Origin of the sequence: Ruminococcus gauvreauii, from assembly GCF_025151995.1 — a bacterium.
GTDB lineage: Bacteria > Bacillota > Clostridia > Lachnospirales > Lachnospiraceae > Ruminococcus_G > Ruminococcus_G gauvreauii.
On record NZ_CP102290.1, the window covers coordinates 3,934,877 to 3,959,127 of the forward strand.

General features: G+C 47.5%; 25 protein-coding genes, 1 tRNA gene and 1 other annotated feature. Of the genes, 21 read left to right on the plus strand and 5 right to left on the minus strand.

Translation table 11 applies throughout. From position 1 onward, the window contains the following. Positions 1 to 292 precede the first annotated feature (292 nt). Complete coding sequence (locus NQ502_RS18405; RefSeq protein WP_028527932.1) at positions 293 to 913, plus strand: flavodoxin family protein; 621 nt, start codon at positions 293 to 295, stop codon at positions 911 to 913. 57 nt (positions 914 to 970) lie between these two features. Here NQ502_RS18405 and NQ502_RS18410 read toward each other — a convergent pair whose 3' ends face one another. Then, positions 971 to 1,183, minus strand: coding sequence for a hypothetical protein (locus NQ502_RS18410; RefSeq protein WP_028527933.1), 213 nt, complete (start codon positions 1,181 to 1,183; stop codon positions 971 to 973). Positions 1,184 to 1,273: 90 nt separating this feature from the next. On the opposite strand from NQ502_RS18410, the gene NQ502_RS18415 reads away from it, so the two are divergent. Together NQ502_RS18415 and NQ502_RS18420 are read left to right on the plus strand one after the other, a co-directional pair. Further along, positions 1,274 to 2,326, plus strand: coding sequence for a ComEC/Rec2 family competence protein (locus NQ502_RS18415; protein WP_083963178.1), 1,053 nt, complete (start codon positions 1,274 to 1,276; stop codon positions 2,324 to 2,326). Between the two features lie 15 nt (positions 2,327 to 2,341). Next, positions 2,342 to 2,560, plus strand: a complete 219-nt coding sequence (locus NQ502_RS18420; protein WP_028527934.1) for a DUF3006 domain-containing protein — start codon at positions 2,342 to 2,344, stop codon at positions 2,558 to 2,560. Positions 2,561 to 2,578: 18 nt separating this feature from the next. Here NQ502_RS18420 and NQ502_RS18425 read toward each other — a convergent pair whose 3' ends face one another. Next, entirely contained in the window at positions 2,579 to 3,259 is a 681-nt protein-coding gene (locus NQ502_RS18425; protein ID WP_044983068.1) for a chloramphenicol acetyltransferase, read from the minus strand. A gap of 152 nt (positions 3,260 to 3,411) precedes the next feature. Between NQ502_RS18425 and NQ502_RS18430 the strand changes: the two genes are divergently transcribed. The 7 genes from NQ502_RS18430 to ilvC all read left to right on the plus strand — a co-directional run bounded on the left by NQ502_RS18430 (position 3,412) and on the right by ilvC (position 10,588). Continuing rightward, positions 3,412 to 5,046 (plus strand): bifunctional metallophosphatase/5'-nucleotidase, encoded by a 1,635-nt coding sequence (locus tag NQ502_RS18430; RefSeq protein ID WP_049898056.1) that lies wholly within the window; start codon positions 3,412 to 3,414, stop codon positions 5,044 to 5,046. Between the two features lie 134 nt (positions 5,047 to 5,180). Further along, on the plus strand, positions 5,181 to 5,555 hold the full coding sequence (locus tag NQ502_RS18435; protein WP_028527935.1) for a GntR family transcriptional regulator: 375 nt from the start codon (positions 5,181 to 5,183) through the stop codon (positions 5,553 to 5,555). Positions 5,556 to 5,557: 2 nt separating this feature from the next. Next, entirely contained in the window at positions 5,558 to 6,418 is an 861-nt protein-coding gene (locus NQ502_RS18440; RefSeq protein ID WP_028527936.1) for an ABC transporter ATP-binding protein, read from the plus strand. After that, a complete protein-coding gene (locus tag NQ502_RS18445) occupies positions 6,415 to 7,059 on the plus strand; it encodes an ABC-2 transporter permease (RefSeq protein ID WP_028527937.1) in 645 nt (214 codons plus the stop codon). Before NQ502_RS18440 ends, NQ502_RS18445 begins: the two co-directional genes overlap by 4 nt. A gap of 17 nt (positions 7,060 to 7,076) precedes the next feature. Beyond that, positions 7,077 to 8,441, plus strand: a complete 1,365-nt coding sequence (locus NQ502_RS18450; RefSeq protein ID WP_028527938.1) for an MATE family efflux transporter — start codon at positions 7,077 to 7,079, stop codon at positions 8,439 to 8,441. 410 nt (positions 8,442 to 8,851) lie between these two features. Next, positions 8,852 to 9,349 (plus strand): acetolactate synthase small subunit, encoded by a 498-nt coding sequence (gene ilvN, locus NQ502_RS18455; protein ID WP_028527939.1) that lies wholly within the window; start codon positions 8,852 to 8,854, stop codon positions 9,347 to 9,349. A gap of 219 nt (positions 9,350 to 9,568) precedes the next feature. Next, positions 9,569 to 10,588 carry a ketol-acid reductoisomerase gene (gene ilvC, locus NQ502_RS18460; protein ID WP_028527940.1) on the plus strand — a complete coding sequence of 340 codons (1,020 nt, stop codon included), beginning with the start codon at positions 9,569 to 9,571 and terminating at the stop codon, positions 10,586 to 10,588. 161 nt (positions 10,589 to 10,749) lie between these two features. On the opposite strand, the gene NQ502_RS18465 is transcribed toward ilvC, so the two are convergent. Beyond that, entirely contained in the window at positions 10,750 to 11,631 is an 882-nt protein-coding gene (locus NQ502_RS18465; RefSeq protein ID WP_028527941.1) for a LysR family transcriptional regulator, read from the minus strand. Between the two features lie 108 nt (positions 11,632 to 11,739). Here NQ502_RS18465 and NQ502_RS18470 point away from each other — a divergent pair, with 108 nt between their 5' ends. The 3 genes from NQ502_RS18470 to NQ502_RS18480 are packed head-to-tail and all read left to right on the plus strand — an operon-like array spanning position 11,740 to position 13,360. After that, positions 11,740 to 12,303: a chromate transporter gene (locus NQ502_RS18470; RefSeq protein WP_028527942.1), complete on the plus strand. Its 564-nt coding sequence runs from the start codon at positions 11,740 to 11,742 to the stop codon at positions 12,301 to 12,303. Further along, positions 12,300 to 12,869, plus strand: coding sequence for a chromate transporter (locus tag NQ502_RS18475; protein WP_028527943.1), 570 nt, complete (start codon positions 12,300 to 12,302; stop codon positions 12,867 to 12,869). The genes NQ502_RS18470 and NQ502_RS18475 overlap by 4 nt, the downstream gene beginning before the upstream one ends. Further along, positions 12,866 to 13,360 (plus strand): hypothetical protein, encoded by a 495-nt coding sequence (locus NQ502_RS18480; RefSeq protein WP_028527944.1) that lies wholly within the window; start codon positions 12,866 to 12,868, stop codon positions 13,358 to 13,360. Before NQ502_RS18475 ends, NQ502_RS18480 begins: the two co-directional genes overlap by 4 nt. Positions 13,361 to 13,363: 3 nt before the next feature. Here the strand turns inward: NQ502_RS18480 and NQ502_RS18485 are convergent, their stop codons facing one another. Then, positions 13,364 to 14,263 (minus strand): LysR family transcriptional regulator, encoded by a 900-nt coding sequence (locus NQ502_RS18485; RefSeq protein ID WP_028527945.1) that lies wholly within the window; start codon positions 14,261 to 14,263, stop codon positions 13,364 to 13,366. A 147-nt stretch (positions 14,264 to 14,410) separates the two neighbouring features. On the opposite strand from NQ502_RS18485, the gene leuC reads away from it, so the two are divergent. From leuC to NQ502_RS18500, 3 genes are all read left to right on the plus strand, one after another. Beyond that, positions 14,411 to 15,679 (plus strand): 3-isopropylmalate dehydratase large subunit, encoded by a 1,269-nt coding sequence (gene leuC / locus NQ502_RS18490; RefSeq protein ID WP_028527946.1) that lies wholly within the window; start codon positions 14,411 to 14,413, stop codon positions 15,677 to 15,679. Positions 15,680 to 15,690: 11 nt separating this feature from the next. Next, positions 15,691 to 16,179 (plus strand): 3-isopropylmalate dehydratase small subunit, encoded by a 489-nt coding sequence (gene leuD / locus NQ502_RS18495; protein WP_028527947.1) that lies wholly within the window; start codon positions 15,691 to 15,693, stop codon positions 16,177 to 16,179. Positions 16,180 to 16,275: 96 nt separating this feature from the next. Then, positions 16,276 to 16,349 (plus strand) — tRNA-Pro (locus tag NQ502_RS18500). Positions 16,350 to 16,423: 74 nt separating this feature from the next. On the opposite strand, the gene NQ502_RS18505 is transcribed toward NQ502_RS18500, so the two are convergent. Continuing rightward, complete coding sequence (locus tag NQ502_RS18505; protein ID WP_028527948.1) at positions 16,424 to 16,636, minus strand: hypothetical protein; 213 nt, start codon at positions 16,634 to 16,636, stop codon at positions 16,424 to 16,426. A 198-nt stretch (positions 16,637 to 16,834) separates the two neighbouring features. Beyond that, positions 16,835 to 17,092 (plus strand) — a binding site (T-box leader). Between the two features lie 81 nt (positions 17,093 to 17,173). Here NQ502_RS18505 and NQ502_RS18510 point away from each other — a divergent pair. From NQ502_RS18510 to NQ502_RS18530, 5 genes are all read left to right on the plus strand, one after another. Continuing rightward, entirely contained in the window at positions 17,174 to 18,832 is a 1,659-nt protein-coding gene (locus tag NQ502_RS18510) for a 2-isopropylmalate synthase (RefSeq protein ID WP_187374513.1), read from the plus strand. 232 nt (positions 18,833 to 19,064) lie between these two features. Further along, entirely contained in the window at positions 19,065 to 19,946 is an 882-nt protein-coding gene (locus NQ502_RS18515) for a cell wall hydrolase (RefSeq protein ID WP_049898057.1), read from the plus strand. Between the two features lie 157 nt (positions 19,947 to 20,103). Continuing rightward, a complete protein-coding gene (thrC, locus tag NQ502_RS18520; RefSeq protein WP_028527950.1) occupies positions 20,104 to 21,591 on the plus strand; it encodes a threonine synthase in 1,488 nt (495 codons plus the stop codon). A gap of 14 nt (positions 21,592 to 21,605) precedes the next feature. Next, a complete protein-coding gene (locus NQ502_RS18525; RefSeq protein WP_028527951.1) occupies positions 21,606 to 23,024 on the plus strand; it encodes a deoxyguanosinetriphosphate triphosphohydrolase in 1,419 nt (472 codons plus the stop codon). A 15-nt stretch (positions 23,025 to 23,039) separates the two neighbouring features. Beyond that, positions 23,040 to 24,221, plus strand: a complete 1,182-nt coding sequence (locus tag NQ502_RS18530; protein ID WP_028527952.1) for an MFS transporter — start codon at positions 23,040 to 23,042, stop codon at positions 24,219 to 24,221. The last annotated feature ends 30 nt before the right edge of the window (positions 24,222 to 24,251 follow it).

The window sequence follows — 24,251 nt, forward strand, 5'->3', positions numbered from 1 at the left end:
AGTTGCTGTGCCGCTGCTGCACAGCGGATGATACCTGGCGAGCCACGGCTTGAAAAACAAATATCCCTGCGGGCCTGCTTGTTTTCCTGCGCACGTGGTATAATGACTGCACAGAGTGCAGTCCACAGCAACATAGTTGCTGTGCCGCTGCTGCACAGCGGATGATACCTGGCGAGCCACGGCTTGAAAAACAAATATCCCTGCGGGCTGCTTGTTTTCCTGCGCGCGTGGTATAATGACTGCACAGAGTGCAGGTGGCACAGCGAATTAAATAAAGTACGGAGGGAACAGTATGAAAGTAGTTGCGTTTAACGGAAGTCCCCGCAAAGGGGGCAACACAGAACAGTGTCTGAGAATCGTCGAAAAGGAATTGAATGCCGGGGGAATTGAACTGGAAATTATTCAGGTGGGTGCGAAGGCAAAACCGTGTACTGCCTGCAGTAAGTGTCTGGAAACCGGAAGCGGACATTGCGTTCAGAAGGATGAAGTGAATGACTGGATTGATAAAATGGTGGAAGCCGACGGGATTATTCTGGCATCACCGGTGTATTACGGCGGTATCGCCGGCGGAATGAAGTGTTTTCTGGACCGGGCATTTCTTGCAGCAGGCAACAGGCTGCACCATAAAGTCGGGGCGGCGCTCGTTACACTGCGCAGGTCAGGAGGCCTGGAGACTTATCAGCAGCTTAACGCATATCTGAATACAATGGAGATGGTAATCGCGACTTCCGATTACTGGCAGGCAGCACACGGGCTGGATGCGGGGGAAGTACTCCGGGATACGGAAGGCGTGGAAGTAATGGCGAAACTCGGCCGTAATGTTGCGTGGCTGGTGAATCTCATTCATGACGCGAAAGGAAGAATTGATCCGCCTGCTACAGGACAGAGAACGATGACAAATTTTATACGCTGATACGGCACTTTTCCCCCTGTATTCGTACAACGACTGCAGGGGGAAGTGCTGCTGTTTTCAGCGCTCAGATTCATAAGCGATCAGAGAGATATGTTTTCCAAGCTCCGAACTGATTCTCTGTTCACAGGCCTGAATTTCTGAACAGCAGGAGTCTGAGATATCCGCGATACTGTAAGATTCTGCTGCGATTGCCTGCTCCATGACGTCATCCATTTTGGAGTGACAGGAAGAGGGCAGATCCATGGCATTGGTTGTGATTTTACTTTCCATATGAACACCACCTTTCTGAATCAGTATGTGCGCAGACTGAAAAAATATGTACGTGGAAACAAGAAAGATTGCGTATAAGAGGAGATACTCATGAGAAAGACAGACAAAGTTTTGCGGTGGTTGTTGCGCTTGCTGTTTATACTGACTGTTGCAGCATTTACATTTTCGACAGCGGATATGACGTCAGCCAAACCAGCGAAAATCTCTACAATGGAAGTCCACTTTATCGATGTGGGACAGGCGGACAGCATTCTGGTAACATCGGACAAAGAAAGCCTTTTGATCGATGCGGGCAACAATGACGACGGTATGACAGTCGTTAAGTACCTGGAACGCATGAAAATTCAGAGGCTGGACTATGTGATATGCACACATCCGCATGAAGACCATATCGGCGGGATGGATGACGTCATTGACGCGTTTGAGATCGGCACGGTGATCATGCCGGATAAGACACATACATCACAGACATTTCTGGATGTGCTGAGGGCGGTACAAAAGAAAAAGCTCGGGATTACACCGGCACAGGCAGGGGATGTGTATTCGGTCGGGAACGGTAAATTCACCATACTGGCGCCTGATAAGGACGCAGATTATGGCGGGGATCTGAACAGCTGGTCGGTTGGGATCAGGCTGGAACATGGCGAGAACCATTTTGTTTTTACCGGTGACGGCGAAGAACGGACAGAGAAAGATATCTTGAGCAGCGGGCTGGACATCAGGGGCGATGTGTTAAAGGCAGGCCATCACGGCAGTGAAACTTCAAACAGTGAACGCTTTATTGAGGCCGTGAAGCCTGAGTATGTGGTTATCAGCTGCGGCACAGGGAACCAATACGGGCATCCGGATGCAAGTGTACTGAAATACTTTGCAGAACAGGGAATTAAAGTTTTTCGGACTGACGAACAGGGTACTGTTATTGCAAAAAGCGACGGCAGCAGGATCACCTGGAATCTGAAGCCTAGTACGTCGATGACAGCGGGAAGCCGCCAGACAGAGCAGTCTGTCCATATCACAAAGACCGGAAAAAAGTATCACAATGCCGGGTGTGAATATTTGAAATCGAGTGATATTGAAGTGGAAGTTCAGGAAGCAAAAGCGAAAGGCATGACCCCGTGCAGCAGATGCCGGCCGCCTCAGTAAGGAAGGAGCATGAGAATGAAATTGATTGTAGACCGCAGAGAAAAAGATCTGGTGATCTGCGAAAATGAGAGAAAAGAGATGTTGCAGATCCCCTTATCGGCATTCTCATCGGAACCAGAGGACGGTGACGTTGTCGTGTATGAAAACGGCGCCGCAAGGATTCTCGCCGGAGAAACCCGTAACAGAAAGCAGAAAGCCGATTCTCTGTTTGAGAGTCTGGTGAAGAGAAAATGATGGTGCAGGAGGTTCAGATCAGCTGATGTGAACCTCCTGTACTGTCTGCGATTCACACAGTTTGATTCCGTCCAGCATTTCCTGGAGTTCATTCATAAACCGGGAGGTATGGTAGCCGTCGGCGCTTGCATGTGAGATAGTAACAGAAAACGGCATGGTTAGCCGGCCATTCTCGTCCGCGTATTTTCCAAAAGTGATAATTGGAAACAGATTTGGAGTGCCTCCCGGAACAGAAGTTGAAATACCGGTATACGACAGCCAGGGAAGGCATGAGATACAGAAGAAATTCCGGGGCTGTCCTTCTTTTACTTTCACACCCTTTGCATCCCGGTAATGTTCCATGTCCGACCGCATATTGCGGTAGAAAATGCCGAAATCATCATCATACGGCGTCCACACGTCTGAGAATGTGCCGTCATCTTTATGAAAAATCGTGTAATTGGGATGCATACATTCATATCTTCCGGGATTACCGTCTGCATCCACACCCATACGGAATTCATCTGTCGATTTTATGAGCCTGGATACACAGTATACAAAGGACGGATAAAATTTTAGATTCTGTATATCCAGCATTTTTCTGAATTTTGTCACATCCAGCCGGGAAGTCAGGCTGTAGCAGCAGGGAAGCGTGTTTCGGTAATAGTTGAAATGGTCGGTACGTTCCCAGCTGTCTGTATCAATTAAAGAAAAAGTCATTGTTCATCATCTCCCAATTATATGCTTCTCCACATTATAGCACGCAGTCCAGGATATTTACAGGGATTTTACTGAGATTCATTATACTTTACATAAACCCTGTCAACGAAAACATAGTAATAGAAAGCGGTCATATTGTGGAGGAGCAGTGAATGGAAAATCAAAAATCATGCAATACAGTCATACTATATTCCAATGATGTTCATTGTGCAGCAGAGGGGTTTGCAAAACTGGCAGCTTATCGCTGTCAAATGGAGGAAGCAGGACATGACGTCATCCTGGCGGATGCAGGAGATGCAATTCAGGGAGAAGCCATCGGGGCGCTGACGAAAGGAAAAGCGATCGTTCAGATCATGAATGCGGTCGGATATGATGCTGCGGTGCCAGGAAATCATGAATTTGACTATGGTTTGGATGTGTTTTTGCAGCTTGCAGAGTATGAGGCAGAATTTCCTTATCTGAGTGCAAATTTTACGGACCTGAAAAACAACAGCCGGATCTTTGCGCCGTACCGGATCATGACTGGGGGCAGCAGGAAGATCGCTCTGATCGGGATATGTACTCCGGAAACATATACGAAATCCACTCCCGGGTATTTTAAAGACTGTGACGGAGCGTACCGTTACACATTCTGTGAAGAAAAACTGTATGATGTTGTGCAGCAGGCGGTCAATGATGTGAGAGAGGCGGGTGCCCAGACTGTCGTTGTACTTGGACATCTCGGGATTGAAGGGATCACAGAGGGGTGGAGGTCTGTTGATGTCATAGCGAATACGGCAGGTATCGACGTGTTTATCGATGGTCATTCCCATCAGAGGATTCCTTTCATCAGGCAGCGAGACAAAGAGGACAGAGATGTTCTTCTGACTTCAGCAGGGGAGAATCTGGATCACTTTGGAAAGATCATCATTCGGCATGATGGTTCGGCAGTGAGTGAACTGATCTGCGCGGAGTCGGTGGACCCTGCAGAATCGAAACAGGCGCTGGCAGCGTATAATGCCGTAAAACGGATCACGGAGCGGTACCTGAAAGTGACTTCCGGTTTGGATGAGGTGACAGGTTTCTCGGAGGTCAGTCTGGTGGCGTATGATATCTGTACCGGTGACCGGGTGGTGAGAAATTGTGAAACAAATCTGGGGGATTTTGTCGCGGATGCATACCGCGCATGTTCCTGTGCGGATGTTGCGCTTGTGAACGGAGGCAGGATCCGTGCATCGATTAGGGCGGGTATTGTGACACGCAGGCATATGAGCGAAGTGAATCCGTGGAATAACGAGATGTGCGTGATCAGGATTTCCGGGCAGCAGGTCCTGGACGCGCTTGAGCACGGTGCCAGGATGAATCCCGGTGAGTGCGGGGGATTTTTGCAGAGCTCCGGCCTCACGTATGAGATCGATCTGCAGATACGGGAAAGTCCGGTTGTTACGGATGAAAAGGATATGTTTCTGTATGTGGACAGCAGGAAGTCCAGAAGAGTAAAAAATGTACGGATCAATGGACGGAAGATCGAACCAGATAAAATGTATACGGTGGTCGGAAGCTGTTACATGCTTCTGGATGCCGGTGATGGTTTTACGATGTTTGCCGGTGCAAAGGTACTTCAAAGAGAAGAACTGCCGTCAGATACGGAGATGCTGGTTTCTTATCTGAAGCGAAATCTTCGCGGGAGCATACCGAAAGACAGATATCAGAACATTTTTGGCAGCGGCAGGATTATCTTTCGCGGCAGGGAATCTGGATATGAGATGCAGGCAGCACGGGGAACTGCTGCCGCATATTATGGGTAAAGTCAGAGAGCAGCGGCAGAACCCGTGAAGAGATTGCGTTTCGGCGCAATCTTTCTTTTATTCTGTTGACAAAATGTATATAAGTGTATATAATGGGTATATACAATAAAGAGGCGAGAGAAAGGGGAGAAGGCGTGAATATAATTATCAGTAATTCGAGCGGGAAACCGATTTACGAGCAGATCACTTCCCAGATGAAAGGCATGATACTGGCCGGAGAGTTAAAACCGCATGACGCACTGCCGTCAATGCGCCTTCTGGCGAAAGAGCTCAGGATCAGTGTAATCACAACAAAACGTGCATACGAGGATCTTGAAAAAGACGGGTTTATTTACTCGGTTGTCGGTAAGGGCAGCTTTGTTGCGGACACCAATCATGAATTAATGAGGGAAGAACAGCTGAAGATCATCGAGGATCATTTAAATGCCGCTATCGGACAGGCACACCAGGCGGCAGTATCAAAAGAAGAGCTGGTGGATATGCTCACCATGCTGTATGAGGAGGTATAAATATGGGAACGGCAATCAGCCTGAAAAATGTAACAAAGCATTTTGACACCTTTACACTGAACAACGTGACATTGGATATTCCCAAGGGCTGTATCGTAGGGCTGGTAGGGGAAAATGGGGCAGGAAAGACAACACTTCTAAAGCTGATTCTGGAACTGCTCCACTGCGACGGGGGTGAGATCAGAATCGACGGTGTTTTACTGAAAGAGCTGCCGGATGACTGGAAAAACAAGGTGGGAACAGTGATCACGGGACTCGATTTTGCGTCTGTCATGAATGCGGAGGAGGTTGGGAACTGCTTGCGGTCGGTTTTTGCCGGATGGCAGCAGGAGACGTATGAGCAGTATCTGAAAAGATTTCACATCGATCCCGTTAAAAAAATCAAAGATTATTCTCAGGGAATGAAAATGAAGCTGAACATCATCATTGCAATGTCTCACAATGCCAGCCTCCTGATCATGGATGAGGCAACGAGCGGTCTGGACCCGGTAGTGAGGGATGACATACTGGAACTGCTGCTGGATTTTATTCAGGACGAAGAACATACGGTTTTGATCTCTTCACATATTACGAGTGATCTGGAAAAAGCAGCGGATTACATCGCTTACCTGGATAACGGCGAATTGAGATTCTGCCTGAACAAAGATGAGATGCTGTATGACTACGGTGTAGTGCGCTGTACACGTGAGGACTACGAACAGCTGCCGAAAGAATTCGTCAAAGGTGTCAGGAGAAATCATTTTGAGTATGAAGTGCTTGTAGAAAACCGTATGCAGATAAGAAAAAGATTTCCAAAGCTGGTGGTCGATACGACGAATATAGAAGAAATAATTCTGTTTATGGTAAAGGGGGAGAGAGTATGAAAGGACTGCTTTTAAAAGATTTTTATATGCAGAAACTGTATCTGAAACAATACCTGGGGACCATACTGCTCTTCAGTGTGATCGCGGTCATGCTGAAAAGCCCGACTTATATGACTTTTCTTGGCCTGATGGTTGGTCTGACACAGATCTTTTCCGTGATTTCCATCGATGAGTCAGGGGGATTCACTTATTGCTTGACACTTCCGGTAAATCGTAGGAAAATAGTACAGGAGAAATATCTGCTGTTCTTAATAGAACTTTTACTGATCTTCACGGTGACAGCGGTGATCGGGGCCATTATTGCAGTGATAAACAGCATACCCTTGCGGGAATGGCTTCCGCAGGTGTTCGGCGGGGGAGCTTTCTATCTTGCAGCGCTGTCTGCTATCATTCCGGCCGCACTGAAATGGAAGGTGGAAAAAGCACGGATACTGCTGGTTGTGATGATTTTGATTCCGGGGGCGGTAATTTTACTCGGCAGCAGAGTACTGACACCGGACACACGCCGCAGCCTTTCGGCATGGATCGGAGGTGGAATGTCCGGCATCACAGCAGCTGCAGTCGGTATACTGCTTCTGGTTGTGATCGTAACTGTCTCCTATCTGACCTCAGTCAAGATATTTCTGAAAAAAGAATTTTAATCAGGGAGAGAGCAGGAATGAACCAGGAACAAGAGAAAAGACTGGGCACATTGCCGGCAGGGAAGCTGTTATTTCAGATGGCCCTGCCGGCTATTGCTGCGCAGATTATTAACGTACTGTATAACATTGTGGACCGCATGTACATAGGGCATATCCCGGATATCGGTGACAAGGCGCTGACCGGAGTCGGCGTGTGTATGCCGCTGATCATGGCGATCTCGGCCTTCGCAGCGCTGGCGAGCATGGGAAGTGCGCCGCGCGCATCGATCATGATGGGTAAAGGAGATGAGGACGCGGCGGAAGAGATCATGAACAACAGTTTTATCATGCTGCTGATCATCGGCGTGATACTGACCGTCGTCTTTCTGATATTCGGGCGTCCGATACTGATGATGTTCGGTGCGAGTGAAAACACAATCGGATATGCGATCGATTATATGCGGATTTATGCGTGCGGTACACTGTTTGTCCAGCTGGCACTCGGCATGAACGCGTTTATCACCGCACAGGGTTTTGCCAAGACAAGCATGCTGACCGTGCTGATCGGAGCTGTTTTAAACATTATCCTGGACCCTGTCTTTATCTTTGTGTTTGGCATGGGAGTGAAAGGAGCGGCGCTTGCGACAATTCTTTCACAGCTGGTTTCAGCAATCTGGGTGCTGTGTTTTCTGCGTTCCCGGAAAACTGTGCTGCATATCCGGCCGCGCTATTTCAGGCTGCGGGCAAAAGTAATTCTTCCGTGTATTGCGCTCGGAGTGTCACCGTTTATCATGCAGTTCACAGAAGGGATACTGTCCGTGTGTTTCAATACGCAGCTGTTGAAATACGGCGGTGACCTGGCTGTTGGTGCGATGACGATCCTGAACAGCGCGATGCAGTTTTCCATGCTGCCGCTAATGGGGTTGACACAGGGCGGGCAGCCCATCATCAGCTACAACTACGGGGCCGGGAACCTGAAACGGGTGAAACATACATTCCGGCTGATGCTGATCAGCTGTCTTACATATTCTTCACTCGTATGGGCGGTCTGCATGTTCGCTCCACAGGTCGTGATTCATATGTTTACATCCAATGCAGAGCTGGTCTCGTTCACCGTTGAAGCGATTCGGGTGTATATGGCGGCTTCCCTGGTGTTTGGCGCACAGATCGCCTGTCAGCAGACGTTCATTGCGCTTGGAAATGCAAAAACTTCAGTTTTTCTGGCGCTGCTGAGAAAGGTCTTTCTTTTGATACCGCTTATATTTGTGCTTCCCAGGATCTTCACCGGATCTCAGACAATGGCAGTGTTTACGGCAGAGCCGCTTGCTGACGCGTGTGCGGTGAGCGTGACGGTCATTCTGTTTATTATATCTTTCCGAAGGCTGCTGCGTGTGCAGTCATAAATCGATTGCTCCGTCCTTTGGACTCCCGCAATCGCCGCCGTCCTTCGCAATCCGCGCTGCTGCGCTGCTTGCTCATACCGGCTTGCCCGTCCGATGTCCATGTGAAGCTGCAGGCGAGCCTGCCTATTCACATGGCCGCCATCCGGGACTTTTGCAGTAAGATGAAAGTCGATTGCACCGTCCTTTGGACTCCCGCAATCGCCGCCGTCCTTCGCAATCCGCGCTGTTGCGCTGCTTGCTCATACCGGCTTGCCCGTCCGATGTCCATGTGAAGCTGCAGGCGAGCCTGCCCATTCACATGGCCGCCATCCGGGACTTTCATCGTAAATAGTCATTGACAAAAAAAGTATAAATTGGTAGAATAATTGTCAAGGTTATTTACCGCATTAGTGGGAGAAAGTAGGATGAGTATGAAGCGAAGAGTATTATCCATATTAGTTGACAACACATCCGGTGTACTGAGTCGTGTTTCCGGTCTGTTCAGCCGCAGAGGCTATAATATTGACAGCCTTACTGTCGGTGTAACGGCGAATCCGAGGATTTCCCGTATGACTGTTGTGTGCAGCGGGGATGATCTGGTGCTGGATCAGATTATGAAGCAGGTGGAAAAACTTGTTGATGTCCGGTATGTAAAAGTATTGAAATCGGATGAGAGCGTCAACAGGGAACTGATGCTGATAAAGATTAAGGTTCTTCCGCAGCAGCGTCAGAGCGTTACGACGACTGCGCAGATTTTCCGTGCAAAGATCGTAGATGTAGCAAGAGAATCCATGATCATCGAACTGACAGGCTCACAGGATAAACTGGAAGCATTTCTTGACATCCTGGGTGAGTATGAGATTCTGGAGGTCGCGAGGACAGGGTTAGCCGGTTTGGCCAGGGGATCAGAAGACGTACGTTTTTTTTAGCTCGCTGGAGGATTAACCCCTAACAAATAAAGTAACTGTTCAGGACGGCGCATCTTCTTGACCGAAAAGGCCGGTCAAGAAGCATCGGATGTTCATCCGATGTGGAAATTGGTACGAAAAAGCGGCTTACAAGCAAGCTTGACGCTGCTTTTTCGTACCAATTGCCCCGCCGTCCTGAATTATTACCAAATAAATTATTAATAGCCGGGAGGAAGAAAAATGGCAGCAAGAATTTATTATCAGGAAGATTGTAATCTTTCATTATTGGAAGGAAAAAAAATCGCAGTAATCGGATACGGAAGCCAGGGTCATGCACATGCCCTGAATTTAAAAGATTCCGGATGCGATGTTATCATTGGACTTTATGAAGGAAGCAAATCCTGGGCAAAAGCAGAAGCTCAGGGATTTCAGGTTTATACCGCAGCGGAAGCTGCTAAACAGGCTGATATCATCATGATCCTGATCAATGACGAAAAACAGGCAGCAATGTACAAAGAATCCATCGAGCCGAATCTGGAAGAAGGCAATATGCTGATGTTTGCTCACGGCTTTGCTATTCATTTCGGACAGATCGTTCCTCCGAAAGGCGTCGACGTAACGATGGTTGCTCCAAAAGGACCTGGACATACAGTAAGAAGCGAATATGAAGTTGGAAAGGGTGTTCCGTCTCTGGTCGCTGTATATCAGGATGCAACCGGAAAGGCACTCGATAAAGCACTCGCATATTCACTGGGTATCGGCGGAGCAAGAGCCGGTGTTCTGGAGACAACATTCAGAACTGAGACAGAGACAGACCTGTTCGGCGAGCAGGCAGTGCTGTGCGGAGGTGTCTGTGCACTGATGCAGGCTGGTTTTGAGACACTGGTGGAAGCGGGATATGACGCTAGAAACGCATATTTTGAATGTATCCACGAAATGAAACTGATCGTAGACCTGATTTACCAGTCAGGATTTGCAGGCATGAGATATTCTATCTCTAACACTGCAGAGTACGGTGATTATATCACAGGACCGAAGATCATTACAGATGATACAAAGAAGGCAATGAAGAAGATCCTGAGCGATATTCAGGACGGTACCTTTGCAAAAGATTTCCTGCTCGATATGTCAGAGGCAGGCGGACAGGCTCACTTCAGAGCAATGAGAAAGCTTGCTGCGGAGCATCCTGCTGAGGTAGTAGGTGAAGAAGTACGTAAGCTGTACAGCTGGAGCGATGAAGATAAACTGATCAATAACTAATAAACTGAACAGAGAGACTGCTGTAGAATGGGTATACCATTTTGCAGCAGTTTTTTGTTACACAGGAAACGGCGTTCCATGTGTAACAAAAACCTCCGGAGGATCGAACTGCGGCTGAGGAGAATCAGGTCACAAGCGGGATTATTGTTAGACATGAAATTTCATTCGCCGGAGGGATTCTGGCACAGACGAATAAAATCTTTGGCGGATCTGGAGAGATATTTATTCTTGTGGTAAATAATATAATATTCTCTCGATAGGTCTGCATCCGAGATCGTGATACTGCGGATCGTTCCCTTCGAAAGTTCGTCCCTGATCAGCATATAGGGGAGAACGGAAAGTCCCAGTCCGTTTTTGACTCCGCATACGAGAGCCTGTGTGCTGGCGCTTTCCCAGATCAGGCGAATGTTCAGATTATGTCCTGCGAAGATTCCGGCGATCATATTGCGCCCGGCGCTGCCGGGTTCCCGCAGTAAAAAATCATAGGGCTCCAGTTCGGCGGTCGTCACACTCTGCCTGGCAGACAGCGGGTGGTCAGAGGCTGCGATCAGACAGAGATGGTCGGAAAGGAAAGGCTGCTGGACAATCTGAGGATTTGAGACAGATCCCTCAACGAGCGCGATATCCAGTTGATTGTCAAGGATATACTGGATAATGGTCTCACTGTTTTTTATGTGTGCAGACACTTTAATCGATGGGTAGAGTCTGTGAAATTCCCTTATTTTCAACGGCAGAAAGGAGGTACCGATGGTGATGCTGCTGCCCACACGGAACTCCCCTAGATTGTCCCAGTCTTTGATCTGTGCTTCCATCTCGTCGAACAGCGAGACGATGTGAAGAGCATACTGATAAAACCGCTTCCCGTGCTCGGTGGGATAGATATGCCTCGATATCCGGTCGAACAGCTGAATCCCATAATACTTCTCAAGCTCTTTTATGGCGATGCTTACAGCGGGCTGTACCATGTGAAGCTCCTGTGCCGCTTTTGTTATACTTTGGTTCTGATATACCCTGACAAAGATATTCATGTGTTTTAAAGTCATGACGCCTCCTTTATACATATTAAAAATCATATATATTTCATATATTAATACTATTTTACATATGAATCAACCGCCAATATACTAAAAAATATAAGGAGGAGGTCAATTATGAAAAAGAAGCGTGAAATATTATGGAAATTGTTTTTATCGACATTTTATTTAAGTGTATTTACCTTCGGGGGAGGATATGTGATCGTCAGCCTGATGAAGAAAAAATTTGTGGATGAATACGGATGGATTGACGAGAGTGAAATGCTTGATCTGGTAGCGATCGCACAGTCTGCGCCGGGGGCAATTGCAGTAAACGGAGCGATCGTGGTCGGGTATAAGCTCGCCGGAGCTTCGGGCGCTCTTGTGAGTATAGCTGCAACGATTCTGCCGCCGTTCGTGATCATTTCCCTGATTTCCCTCTGCTATGAGGCGTTTAACAGCAATCCCTACGTACAGATGATGCTGAGCGGCATGCAGTCAGGCGTCGGGGCTGTGATTGCAGTGGTGGTATATGAGATGGGATACGGTATCGTACACGCAAAGAATACCGTTTCCATCATCATTATGTGTGCAGCATTTGCGGCAACCTGTATATTTGGCGTGAATGTTGTGCTGGTTGTGATCGCCTGTGCCCTGCTTGGTGTAATCAGGACATTGCTGGAGAGGAGGAAGGGGTCGTGATTTATATCAAATTGTTTTTAAGTTTTCTGCAGATCGGCATGTTCAGTTTCGGCGGCGGATATGCGGCAATGCCGCTGATCAAGGAACAGGTGGTAAACGTTCATTCGTGGATGACGCTGGGAGAGTTCACAGATCTGATCACGATATCGCAGATGACGCCGGGACCGATTGCCATCAATTCCGCTACATTCGTCGGACTTAAAATAGCCGGAATCGCCGGGGCGGTTATCGCGACTGTCGGATGCATCCTGCCGTCCTGCATCCTTGTTCTGGCGCTCGCCCGTATCTACCTGCGATACAGGAAGATGAATATGCTGCAGGGCATTCTGGATTCGCTTCGGCCAGCGGTGGTCGCCATGATTGCCTCGGCGGGTATCAGCATTCTTCTGTCGGCATTCTTCGGCAGCGAAGCCGTGAAGCCCGGAAATATCAGATTGGATGCAGTCATTATTTTTATCTTAGCAGTGGTACTGCTGAAAGTTAAGAATAAGAATCCAATCCTTGTGATGGTAATGTGCGGCGTGATGGAAGTGCTGTATTCTGTTGTGAAAGGGGTGATCGTATGAACTTTTCCAGCGTAAAATTTTTGAGACGGTGGTACCTGTATGATGAGCGTGCAAATTGTATTGTGAAAGCAAAGCAGAAAAGCGACCGAAAGCTGGAAGTGACAGCCGGCGGATACACGGCGGTATATTTTTATGAGCGCGATCAGGATACGTGCCGGGTGATGAAAGGCAGTGATCTGTTTCTGGAGGGGCATTTTTTCTATCGGACAGACCAGGAAGGAAAGGCGGTACAGGAAGCAGCATTTCGGCCTCCGATGCCTCTGCGGCTGGATATTGGAAATAAGGGAAAATACTGCTGTTCGCTGCATCAGATGGTCTCAAGGGATATAGAATTTTACTGCAGAGGCGAGCTGGCAGGAAGCATTCGTCATATGATGGGATGGAAAACACAGTTATCACTTAGGAAAAAACCTGAGGATGATACCCTGATGATTCTCCTTTTGTTTCTGGCGAATCGCCTTTTGGAGGATGATACGGTTCTGATCGTCTGATCATTACGGTTTATCTCTGAGACAAAAGTCAATGAACTTCTGCACAGCACCGGACTGGCCTGCCTGACGAGGATAGGCAAAACCTATCTCGCGTTTCCGGATGGGATACTCCAGCGGAATCTCTAAAAGTTCCCCTGAGGACAGCTCATTCTGGACAAACTGCTTGATGACACAGGCAACGCCCAGGCTGATCTTTGCAAATTCGATCAGCAGGTCCATCGTGGAGATCTCAAGCACATTACCGGTCTCTATGTGATTGAGCACCAGATAATCATCGATATACTGGCGGGTGATATTCCCCTTATCGAGCAGCATCAGTGTGGCATTTTTAAAGATGTCGGCATTGCCGTCCGCTGAGCGAAGAGTAAGGTTTGACAGATAGGTGCCGGTTGCGACAAAAATGTCCTCGATTTCACCGAGCGAATCAAAGTGAAGGTGCAAAAGGCTTTCCGGGCGTCCGATGAGACCGAGATCGATTTTGTTTTCACGAAGCAGGGACAGCGTGTGACTGGTGGACTGGCACTCGATGGTGATCCTGATATGAGGATGTGTTTTGATAAAGTCTTCCAGATAGGGAAGCAGCGTGAATTTGCACAGTGTTGAGCTCACTCCGATGCGGATATGACCGATACCGAGTTCCTGTATCTGCCGCAATTTTTCCTCGCCTGTCTGCAGGGCGTCGAATGCCTGTGAGACATAAGTGTACAGTGTTTTCCCCTCCGAGGTGAGCGTGACACCGCGTGAGTTACGGATAAACAGAGAAAGATTCAGGTTTTCTTCCAGCTTTCGGAGCGATTTGCTGATCGCCGGCTGGCTGATAAAGAGTTCCGATGCAGCTTTGGAGATGTTTTGTGTGTTGGCAACAGTATAAAAAATCCGATAGAGAGATAAATTTTGATCCATTTTCCCGGGCCCCCTCATATTATATAACTTGAAGTTATAATAAGTATTCATTTTATATATTTGTATTATATCAATGTTTGTGCTAGAATAGCAATATCAAAGACAGGAAACGTTTAAATTGTAAGACTGAAAAGGAGGAATTGGATCATGGGTATGACTATGACGCAGAAGATTCTGGCTGCACATGCAGGACTGGACAAAGTGGAAGCGGGACAGTTAATTGAGGCAGATCTGGATCTGGTGCTTGGAAATGATATCACTTCACCGGTTGCCATTCATGAAATGGATAAGATGACGGTAGATACAGTATTTAATAAAGATAAGGTGGCACTGGTTATGGACCACTTTATCCCGAACAAGGATATTAAATCAGCAGAACACTGTAAATGTGTGCGTGAATTTGCATGTAAACATGACATCACCAATTATTTTGATGTGGGAGAGATGGGGATCGAACATGCACTGCTTCCGGAGAAAGGTCTGGTTGTAGCCGGCGACACTGTGATCGGTGCAGACTCTCATACATGTACATACGGGGCACTCGGAGCATTCTCAACCGGTGTGGGAAGTACGGATATGGCTGCCGGTATGGCGACCGGCAAAGCATGGTTCAAAGTCCCGTCTGCTATCAGGTTTAACATTGTAGGGAAACCATCCAAATGGGTGAGCGGAAAAGACGTGATTCTCCATATCATCGGCATGATCGGCGTGGATGGTGCACGTTATAAATCCATGGAATTTGTCGGAGAAGGAATCGCCAGTCTGTCCATGGACGACAGATTTACGATCGCAAATATGGCAATCGAAGCCGGAGGAAAGAACGGTATTTTCCCCGTGGATGAAAAAGCGGCAGCCTACATGAAAGAACATTCTCTGCGTGAGTTTAACGTGTACGAAGCGGACGAAGACGCAGTGTATGATGAAGAATACACGATTGATCTGTCGGAACTGAAACCGACGATCGCATTTCCACATCTTCCCGAAAATACAAAAACGATCGATGAGATCACGGAGGATGTGGTCATTGACCAGTCTGTCATCGGCTCCTGTACGAATGGAAGGATTGACGATCTGAGAATTGCGGCTGAGATCCTGAAAGGACGTAAAGTGAAAAAAGGGGTTCGGTGTATTGTGATTCCTGCGACACAGAAAATTTATCTTCAGGCGATGGAAGAAGGTCTGCTGAAGATTTTCATCGAAGCAGGTGCGGTTGTAAGTACGCCAACCTGCGGACCTTGTCTGGGCGGCTATATGGGGATTCTGGCCGAAGGTGAAAGATGTATATCCACGACAAACCGTAACTTTGTCGGAAGGATGGGGCACGTGGAATCAGAGGTATATCTGGCGAGTCCGGCTGTTGCAGCTGCAAGCGCTGTGACGGGGAAAATTTCCGCACCGGCAGAACTTGGATTATAGGAGGTTAGACTATGAAAGCAAACGGAACAGTATTTAAATACGGCGATAACGTAGATACGGATGTTATCATTCCTGCGCGTTATCTGAATTCTTCTGACCCTGCAGAACTGGCAACCCACTGCATGGAGGATATTGATAAGGAGTTTGTAAATAAAGTAAAAAAAGGCGACATCATCGTAGCAAATAAAAATTTTGGCTGTGGATCTTCAAGGGAACACGCACCTCTTGCGATAAAAGCAGCTGGTGTGAGTTGTGTGATAGCCGAGACATTTGCACGGATTTTCTACAGAAATGCCATCAACATAGGTTTGCCGATCATTGAATGTCCGGAAGCAGCTCAGGGAATTGAATCCGGAGATGAGATTGAGGTTGATTTTGACAGCGGTGTCATAACCAATCAAACGAAAGGAACTTCCTTTAAAGGGCAGCCCTTCCCGGAGTTCATGCAGAAAATCATCACAAGCGGCGGACTTGTAAACTACATTAATGCTAAAAAATAATGAAATATAATTGTAAATTAATCTTTACAGTTTATGATGAATAAGATATAATATTAAATTAGCGGGGATGCCTGATACGGCATTCCTGCGAATAAACGGGGTATGGCGTAGCTTGGTAGCGCGCACGGCTGGGGGCCGTGAGGTCGCAGGTTCGAATCCTGTTGCCCCGATTTATAACTGTAATCCATGTATGGCGGAAGCGGTATGACTGCGGAAGTCTGTATGTGGATTTTTTGTTTGCGTTTTATATTCCCAGCTTTTTTAATATCTCCTGATAGACGGTGTTTTTTAATGTGTTTATTATTTCATCATTATTCAAATCAGTCATAAACTCAGGGAATTCTTCTGTAAAGTCTTTCAGATCCTTGAATTCCATATCATACAAATACTGTATGAGAAATTCAGAGTCATCCATCATCAGAAACTGCAGTATTTTATCTCTATACTCTGTGCTCAAGTTATCATCTCCTTTGCGAACTTATTGATGCGTGGCTTTTGACTGAATGATGATCGCCTTGTAAAGAATACGGAGCAGTTATCCAAACATTACGTATAAGTTGTAAGCTGCAAAGTAAAACTTGAATTTGAAAAGATGGGTTAAAAAAGTTGTTGACAATGATGGGCTGTTAATGATAATCTAAATACAGCTAAATAATTAAATGCTGAGATGAGGAATAGTACATCCATTTTAGATTTCAGAAAGCTGCTGGCTGATGTGAAGCAGTAGATAAGATTGATGGAACTCACCTCTGAGCGGCTGCCCGAAATTCTTTGAAAAGTAGACGCAGACGGAGCCCCGACCGTTATCTGGGGGAGGATATCGATGAATTCATCCGTATCCGGTGAGTGTATGAATTTTATTCATAAAATGAGAGTGGTACCGCGTAGACTATAACAGTCTTTCGTCTCTTGCTGGAAGCAGCATCTGAGCGAAGGGCTGTTTTTCTATTGCATCGGAAACAGTATCAATTAAAAAACAGGGAGGAAACGAATTATGATGAATCACAAAAAGTATCAGCGGCAGTATTTCATGCCGCCCACAGAGTGTATGGATTGGACCAAAAAAGAGTATATTGACAAAGCGCCGGTCTGGTGCAGTGTAGATCTTCGTGACGGCAATCAGGCGCTGGTCATTCCCATGAGCCTTGATCAGAAAATTGAGTTTTTTAAACTGCTTGTGGATGTGGGATTTAAAGAGATCGAAGTTGGATTTCCCGCGGCTTCTGATACGGAATATATTTTCCTTCGGACGCTGATCGAACAGAATCTGATTCCGGACGATGTGACGATTCAGGTGTTGACACAGGCGAGAGAACACATTATCCGAAAAACTTTTGAGGCACTGGACGGCGCGAAAAAAGCAGTTGTTCACGTCTATAATTCCACTTCTCTGGCACAGAGAGAGCAGGTGTTTCGAAAATCGAAAGAAGAGGTCCTGAAGATTGCGGTCGACGGGGCAGAGCTTTTGAAAAAACTGGCAGATGAAACGGACGGGAACTTTCTATTCGAATACAGTCCGGAAAGTTTTACCGGGACGGAGCCGGAGTATGCGCTGGATGTGGTTAATGCAGTATTGGACGTGTGGAGACCGACACCGGATAAGAAAGCAATCATTAATCTTCCTGTTACGGTACAGCATTCATTGCCGCATGTTTATGCAAGTCAGATTGAATACATGTGCAAGAATATGAAATACCGTGAAAATGTAGTGGTATCCCTGCATCCACATAATGACCGTGGCTGCGGCGTTGCGGACTCTGAGCTGGGAATTCTGGCTGGGGCTGACCGCATTGAGGGAACGTTGTTCGGAAACGGGGAACGCACCGGGAATGTGGATATAGTTACACTGGCTATGAATATGTATGCGCAGGGGGTAGACCCGGAACTGAACTTTGAGAACATGCCGGATATCTGTGAAAAGTATGAAGAATACACAGGCATGCAGATTGATGCCAGAAGCCCGTACAGCGGTTCACTCGTGTTCGCCGCTTTTTCCGGTTCTCATCAGGATGCAATCGCGAAAGGTATGAAATGGATCGAAGAAAAGACACCGGACCGCTGGACGGTTCCATATTTGCCGATCGACCCTACGGATATTGGCAGGAATTACGATGCGGATGTAATACGTATCAACAGCCAGTCAGGAAAGGGCGGCGTGGGATATATTCTGGAGACGAAATATGGACTCTGTCTTCCGGCAAAAATGCGGGAGGCAATGGGGTACGCTGCAAAAGCAGTTTCCGATCACACGCACAAAGAGCTGCATCCGGATGAAATATTCGAACTGTTTAAGAAAGAATATGAGAACATCACGGAACCTTACAATGTTATTGAAGTTCATTTCCAGCAGAAAGATGGAATCACAACACAGGTAACATCTGTCCATAACGGTGAGACCATTGTCACGGAAGCGGTTGGAAACGGACGTCTGGATGCAGTCAGCAACGCGCTGAAAAAGGCGTATGACCTGGATTACCAGCTGGTTACTTATCAGGAGCATGCACTCGAGAAGAGTTCCAGCTCCAGAGCGATCGCATATGTCGGTGTGAAAGGGAGCCAGGATCAGATGGCATGGGGAGCCGCGGTCGATCCGGATATCATCCGGGCATCTATTGATGCACTGGTGACAGCCATCAATAATCTGGTAAAATAACATGAAACTCACATGCAAAACCGCGGTCGTGTGCGGGGAGGGTGAATTGTAAAAAATTGCGATATTCGTCGAAAAGTGGAGAAATGCTTATAAAATAATGGGCGTTTTTCATGAAAAAGTGGAGAATAATTAGTGAAATCAGCCAAAATTTTGGTTTTTCTATTGACTTTACCAAACTGAATATCTATACTTTGCTTAGTGTAGAAAAGCGCGTAAGGCAAAGGACAGATCGATGGAAGCAATCAAAAAACTGCTGTGCAAAGTGAAGACACTTATGTCACGGAGAAATGAAAAACACAGCCGGACCAAAACCGCTGTTATAGTCAGTGTTGTTGTCACAGCGGCTGTAGTGGGTGTTGCGGCCGGAAGCGTCTCTGCCAAGAATGCGGATGCCGGTCAGGGAACTGCAGCGGCAGATGTACCGAAGCAGGAACAGCTTTCAGATCCTGATGAGGACCCCGACCCTGCCGGCGCTGCAGAGGCAACTGTGCAGCCGGAGGAAGAGGAAACCGTACCGCAGGGATTTCAGGGGATCATAGACGGTGTAAATGCGACGAAAGCTGCCAATGGTGAGTACCATCCGATCGGTACAAATGTTGAGGATGTGCTGGTTGGACAGAGGACTGCGATACGGGAAGAAGTCTCGGAATTTGATGTGGGCAGCCTGGTAAAAGAAACAGTGAATTCCATTGATGACCAGTCGTGGGAGCTGGTAGAAAAGACGAAAATTTCGGATAATGATTACGAGACATTGCTGTCGATTGTCGAGGCTGAGGCCGGCGGCGAGGACATTATGGGGCGAATTCTGGTGGCAAATGTAATATTCAACCGGGTTGCGAGCGATCAGTTTCCCGACAGCGTGACGGAAGTCGTGTGGGATAAGTCGGGAGGCAGCGCACAATTTTCTCCGACGATCGACGGAAGGATTGCGACCGTTTCAGTATCAGATACGACGCGCGAAGCGGTGAACAGGGCGATTGACGGGGAAGATTATTCTGACGGGGCGTTATTTTTCCTGGAAAAAGAATACTCCGAAGCGAAAAATGTCAAATGGTTTGACTCCAAGCTGACATTTTTGTTTAAACATGGCTGTCACAGTTTTTATAAGTATTAAAGATTGAAAAGGTATTGCCGGAGGCTGACAATACCTTTTTTTCGCCTTTTTTATACATAGCCGCGTTGCGGGAATCTTTGCGATATGCTATAATCTTTAGCGATGAAGGCTGAAAAGGTTTTTATTTATGCGAAGAAAGAAGAGGATGGTAGTACAAATGGAAATTTTGTATAAAAGCACAAGAGGTAATAACGAAACAGTAACGGCTTCAAAGGCTATACTGCAGGGGCTTTCTGCAGATGGCGGCCTTTTTGTTCCGACACAGATTCCGTCACTGGATATGGATATGGAGACGCTGGCAAAAATGACGTATCAGGAAGTAGCGTATGAAGTTATGAGTCGGTTTCTGACGGATTTCACGAAAGAAGAATTACAGGACTGCATAGAGAAGGCATACGATGAGAAATTCGATACCCGTGATATTGCGCCGATCGTGAAGGCAGACGGAACATATTATCTGGAACTGTTCCATGGAGCTACCATTGCTTTTAAAGATATGGCGTTGTCAATACTTCCGCATCTGATGACAACGGCCGCCCGCAAAAATCAGGTGAAAAATGACATCGTGATCCTGACAGCAACTTCTGGAGATACAGGAAAGGCGGCGCTCGCCGGATTTGCGGATGTACCCGGTACAAAAATCATTGTTTTTTACCCGAAGGACGGCGTCAGCCCGATCCAGGAAAAACAGATGGTGACGCAGAAAGGCAGCAATACGTACGTTGTTGCGCTTGAAGGCAATTTCGATGATGCCCAGACCGGAGTGAAGCAGATGTTTAATGACGCTGAACTGGCGGAGGAGCTCTTGCAGGCAGGATGCCAGTTTTCTTCTGCAAATTCCATCAATATCGGACGACTGGTGCCGCAGGTGGTATACTATGTATATGCATATGCCAGCCTGGTGAAAAACAAAGAAATTGAACCGCAGGAAACTGTCAATGTTGTTGTGCCTACCGGTAACTTCGGAAATATCCTGGCTGCGTACTATGCAAAGCAGATGGGAGTACCGATTGATAAGCTGATTTGCGCATCCAATGAAAATAAAGTGCTGTACGATTTCTTTACGACAGGAACGTATGACCGCAACCGCGAGTTTATCCTGACTTCCTCACCGTCAATGGACATTCTGATTTCCAGTAATCTGGAACGCCTGATCTATCATCTGACGGGAGACGATTCTGAACAGAACAGGGCATTTATGGATGCACTCTCAAAAGACGGAAAGTATACCATTACCGATGCGATGAAGACAAAGCTTGCAGATTTTTATGGCAACTATGCGGGTGAAGAGGAAACGGCCCAGACGATCCGGCGTATTTATGAGACAGCGGGATATATCATCGATACCCATACCGCTGTGGCAGCGAGCGTTTATCAGAAATATAAACGGGATATGAGAGACGATAAAAAGACATTGCTTGCGTCCACGGCAAGCCCGTTTAAGTTCACAAGAAGCGTGATGAATGCGATCGATCATTCCTACGACGAGATGACAGACTTTGAACTGGTTGACGAGCTCGCCAAGATTGCCAGGGTAAAAGTGCCTCAGGCGATTGAAGATATCCGCAGTGCACCGGTGCTTCACGATACGGTAGTTGAAAAAGATGAGATGAAGGGAATTGTCAGAAAGATTCTTGGAATCTGATCCGGAGAATAGATATGAGATGGAAAGATTTGCTCTCGCCGGTCAGAGCCGGGGTTTATCAAAAGAGCGGAAATCACAGGACCTCTGACCTCAGGAGTGAATTTGAAAAGGACTATCACCGGATCATCGGCAGCGCATCCTTTCGGAGGCTTCAGGATAAGACACAGGTGTTTCCGCTGGACAAAAGTGATTTTATCCGAACAAGACTGACACACTCCATGGAGGTCTCGTCGTTTGCAAAGTCACTGGGACAGAATATTGCACAGTACATTCTTAAAAATGAGAAAGATCCGGATTTTGATCTGCAGACGAAAAGTGATATCTGCGATATCCTCCAATGTGCGGGGCTGATTCACGACATCGGGAATCCTCCGTTCGGACATTTTGGGGAGGAGGCGATCCGTGACTGGTTCATGAAAAATCTGTCCCGTGTACGCCTGTCCGGCGTGCCGGTTCCGGATTACTTGTCAGATCAGATGCTGCAGGACCTGTATCACTTTGAGGGGAATGCCCAGGCACTGCGCCTTGTGAGCAAACTTCATTTTCTGGTAAATGAATACGGCATGAATCTGACGTATGCCCTCTTAAACACGATTATCAAATACCCGGTCAGTTCCACGCGGATGAAACCCGGCAGCGGAAACATTCGTGATAAGAAAATGGGGTATTTTTATGCAGAGCAGCAGCTGTATCAGGATATTGCAGCAGGGACGACTGCCGCAGGAGTCCGCCACCCGCTTACCTTTATACTGGAAGCTGCGGATGACATCGCGTACAGAACTGCAGATATTGAAGATGCATTTAAAAAAGGGTGTATATCCTATCGGGAACTTTTTCAGGAGATCAGTGACTTTCAGGAAAAGCATGCGCCGCGCGCGGAAGGCATGGATGCCGTCGGGATTCTTCAGCATCAGTATGACAATGCCCTCCGGCGCAGGATCAAAGACCCGCAGCTCTACAGTGTCCAGAACTGGGTGGTTCGCCTGCAGAGTTCGCTGATCTTTGCTGCGACAGAAGGTTTCACAGCGAATTATGACGATATTATGGCAGGAAGCTATACGCATGATATCTTTTATGGGACGGATGGCGCATGGGTCATGGAGGCGCTCGGTGATATTGCGTATCGCTATGCGTTCACTTCACAGCCCATTTTAAAACTGGAAGTCGCCGCTGGTACCATACTGACCTTCCTACTGGACAAACTGGTCCCTGCCGCAGTGCATTATGACAGTTCTGAGCCCGTGGATATGATGGAAGGGAAAATGATATCTCTGATTTCAGAGAATTATCTGCAGACGTATCACACATACGCCAAAGGAAAGTCAGAACAGGAAAGACTGTACTTAAGACTGCTCCTTGTGACAGACTTTGTGAGCGGCATGACGGATAGTTATGCAAAAAATCTGTATCAGGAGCTGAATGGGATACAGTAAGTGGGGGGATATGCCATGATAAAAAAGCATTTAACCGGTTTTTATACGGCAATGTTACTGCTTTCGATGTTTACGCTGGCGTATGGGGGCGCAACGCAGGGTTTTTTTCTGTCCAACTTTATCGAAAAATACAATCTGACAGCATCTTCGCAGGGACTGCCCCTGATGCTGCAGAATGCTTTTTCGGTTGCCGCTATTATCCTGATGATGCTTATGGCGGGCAGAATCAAAAAGCATACTGCGGTGCTGACAGCATTGCTGTTTTCCTGTACTGCCATGCTCGGACTTTCCCTTGTTCCGCCTTTTGCAGTGATGTCTCTGCTGTACGGTCTGTTCGGGATTGCAATGGGGATACAGGATACTGCCGGCGGCGCCCTGATGGTTGATATCCATCCGGAGTCGCCGGTGCGCCTGAACGATATGCATTTCCTGTTTGGCATCGGCAATATCACCGCACCGTTGGTATTTCAATTTCTGGTCTCGGAGGGCGTGCTCTGGAATCATGTGTTTTTATTCGTTTTCGCCGTGCAGGCGGTTCTGGCGGCTGTCTTCCTGCTGGTTGTAAAGGCAGGTGCTCCCGGAACAAAAAGCGATGCAGAAACAGAAAACACAGGCATCAATATCAAACGGATCGCCGCTTTTCTGAAGGCCGACGGCAACATTTTTCTGTTCTTTGCGATGTTTTTTTACTGTGCGCATCAGATGGGGATCGCGGCATGGATCCGGCGTTTCTTTGAAGTGGAGATGGGCAGCGGGGTACTGGGCACCGCGGCGCTATCCGCCTTTTGGGTGGGGACGGCGATCAGCAGGATACTCCTGCCAAGACTGGGTGTCAGGCCGCAGAAGCAGCTGGCATACGGCAGTGCACTGGCGGCAATTGCAATGCTTACCGGCATCCTGCTTAAAAATCCGTTCATCATGGTCGCCTGTATGGCAGTGACCGGCTTCGCCGGGGGCAATACGATACCACATGTCACATATCTCAGCTGCGAAAGGCTGAAATCAAACACACTGGTCGCGACCACAATACTGTTCATCGGAATGTATATTGGCGGCAGTATGGTATCACCGGTCATCGGCAGCGTCAGCGCAAGGTTTTCTCTGGAGATCGGGATATTTATCCCCGCGGCGGCGGCTGTTTTCGTGGCGGCGGCAGGCTTTGGATTTCTGGCGCATTACAAGAACAGGACGCATTGACCGACGGAAAGTTATCGTAAAAATATACCA

What these genes read in the sequence shown, in the direction of transcription:
- NQ502_RS18405 (WP_028527932.1), top strand. Translation starts at nt 293, where the DNA reads ATGAAAGTAGTTGCGTTTAACGGAAGTCCCCGCAAAGGGGGCAACACA.
- NQ502_RS18410 (WP_028527933.1), bottom strand. Translation starts at nt 1,183, where the DNA reads ATGGAAAGTAAAATCACAACCAATGCCATGGATCTGCCCTCTTCCTGT.
- NQ502_RS18415 (WP_083963178.1), top strand. Translation starts at nt 1,274, where the DNA reads ATGAGAAAGACAGACAAAGTTTTGCGGTGGTTGTTGCGCTTGCTGTTT.
- NQ502_RS18420 (WP_028527934.1), top strand. Translation starts at nt 2,342, where the DNA reads ATGAAATTGATTGTAGACCGCAGAGAAAAAGATCTGGTGATCTGCGAA.
- NQ502_RS18425 (WP_044983068.1), bottom strand. Translation starts at nt 3,259, where the DNA reads ATGACTTTTTCTTTAATTGATACAGACAGCTGGGAACGTACCGACCAT.
- NQ502_RS18430 (WP_049898056.1), top strand. Translation starts at nt 3,412, where the DNA reads ATGGAAAATCAAAAATCATGCAATACAGTCATACTATATTCCAATGAT.
- NQ502_RS18440 (WP_028527936.1), top strand. Translation starts at nt 5,558, where the DNA reads ATGGGAACGGCAATCAGCCTGAAAAATGTAACAAAGCATTTTGACACC.
- NQ502_RS18445 (WP_028527937.1), top strand. Translation starts at nt 6,415, where the DNA reads ATGAAAGGACTGCTTTTAAAAGATTTTTATATGCAGAAACTGTATCTG.
- NQ502_RS18450 (WP_028527938.1), top strand. Translation starts at nt 7,077, where the DNA reads ATGAACCAGGAACAAGAGAAAAGACTGGGCACATTGCCGGCAGGGAAG.
- ilvN (WP_028527939.1), top strand. Translation starts at nt 8,852, where the DNA reads ATGAAGCGAAGAGTATTATCCATATTAGTTGACAACACATCCGGTGTA.
- ilvC (WP_028527940.1), top strand. Translation starts at nt 9,569, where the DNA reads ATGGCAGCAAGAATTTATTATCAGGAAGATTGTAATCTTTCATTATTG.
- NQ502_RS18465 (WP_028527941.1), bottom strand. Translation starts at nt 11,631, where the DNA reads ATGACTTTAAAACACATGAATATCTTTGTCAGGGTATATCAGAACCAA.
- NQ502_RS18470 (WP_028527942.1), top strand. Translation starts at nt 11,740, where the DNA reads ATGAAAAAGAAGCGTGAAATATTATGGAAATTGTTTTTATCGACATTT.
- NQ502_RS18480 (WP_028527944.1), top strand. Translation starts at nt 12,866, where the DNA reads ATGAACTTTTCCAGCGTAAAATTTTTGAGACGGTGGTACCTGTATGAT.
- NQ502_RS18485 (WP_028527945.1), bottom strand. Translation starts at nt 14,263, where the DNA reads ATGGATCAAAATTTATCTCTCTATCGGATTTTTTATACTGTTGCCAAC.
- leuC (WP_028527946.1), top strand. Translation starts at nt 14,411, where the DNA reads ATGGGTATGACTATGACGCAGAAGATTCTGGCTGCACATGCAGGACTG.
- leuD (WP_028527947.1), top strand. Translation starts at nt 15,691, where the DNA reads ATGAAAGCAAACGGAACAGTATTTAAATACGGCGATAACGTAGATACG.
- NQ502_RS18510 (WP_187374513.1), top strand. Translation starts at nt 17,174, where the DNA reads ATGATGAATCACAAAAAGTATCAGCGGCAGTATTTCATGCCGCCCACA.
- NQ502_RS18515 (WP_049898057.1), top strand. Translation starts at nt 19,065, where the DNA reads ATGGAAGCAATCAAAAAACTGCTGTGCAAAGTGAAGACACTTATGTCA.
- thrC (WP_028527950.1), top strand. Translation starts at nt 20,104, where the DNA reads ATGGAAATTTTGTATAAAAGCACAAGAGGTAATAACGAAACAGTAACG.
- NQ502_RS18525 (WP_028527951.1), top strand. Translation starts at nt 21,606, where the DNA reads ATGAGATGGAAAGATTTGCTCTCGCCGGTCAGAGCCGGGGTTTATCAA.
- NQ502_RS18530 (WP_028527952.1), top strand. Translation starts at nt 23,040, where the DNA reads ATGATAAAAAAGCATTTAACCGGTTTTTATACGGCAATGTTACTGCTT.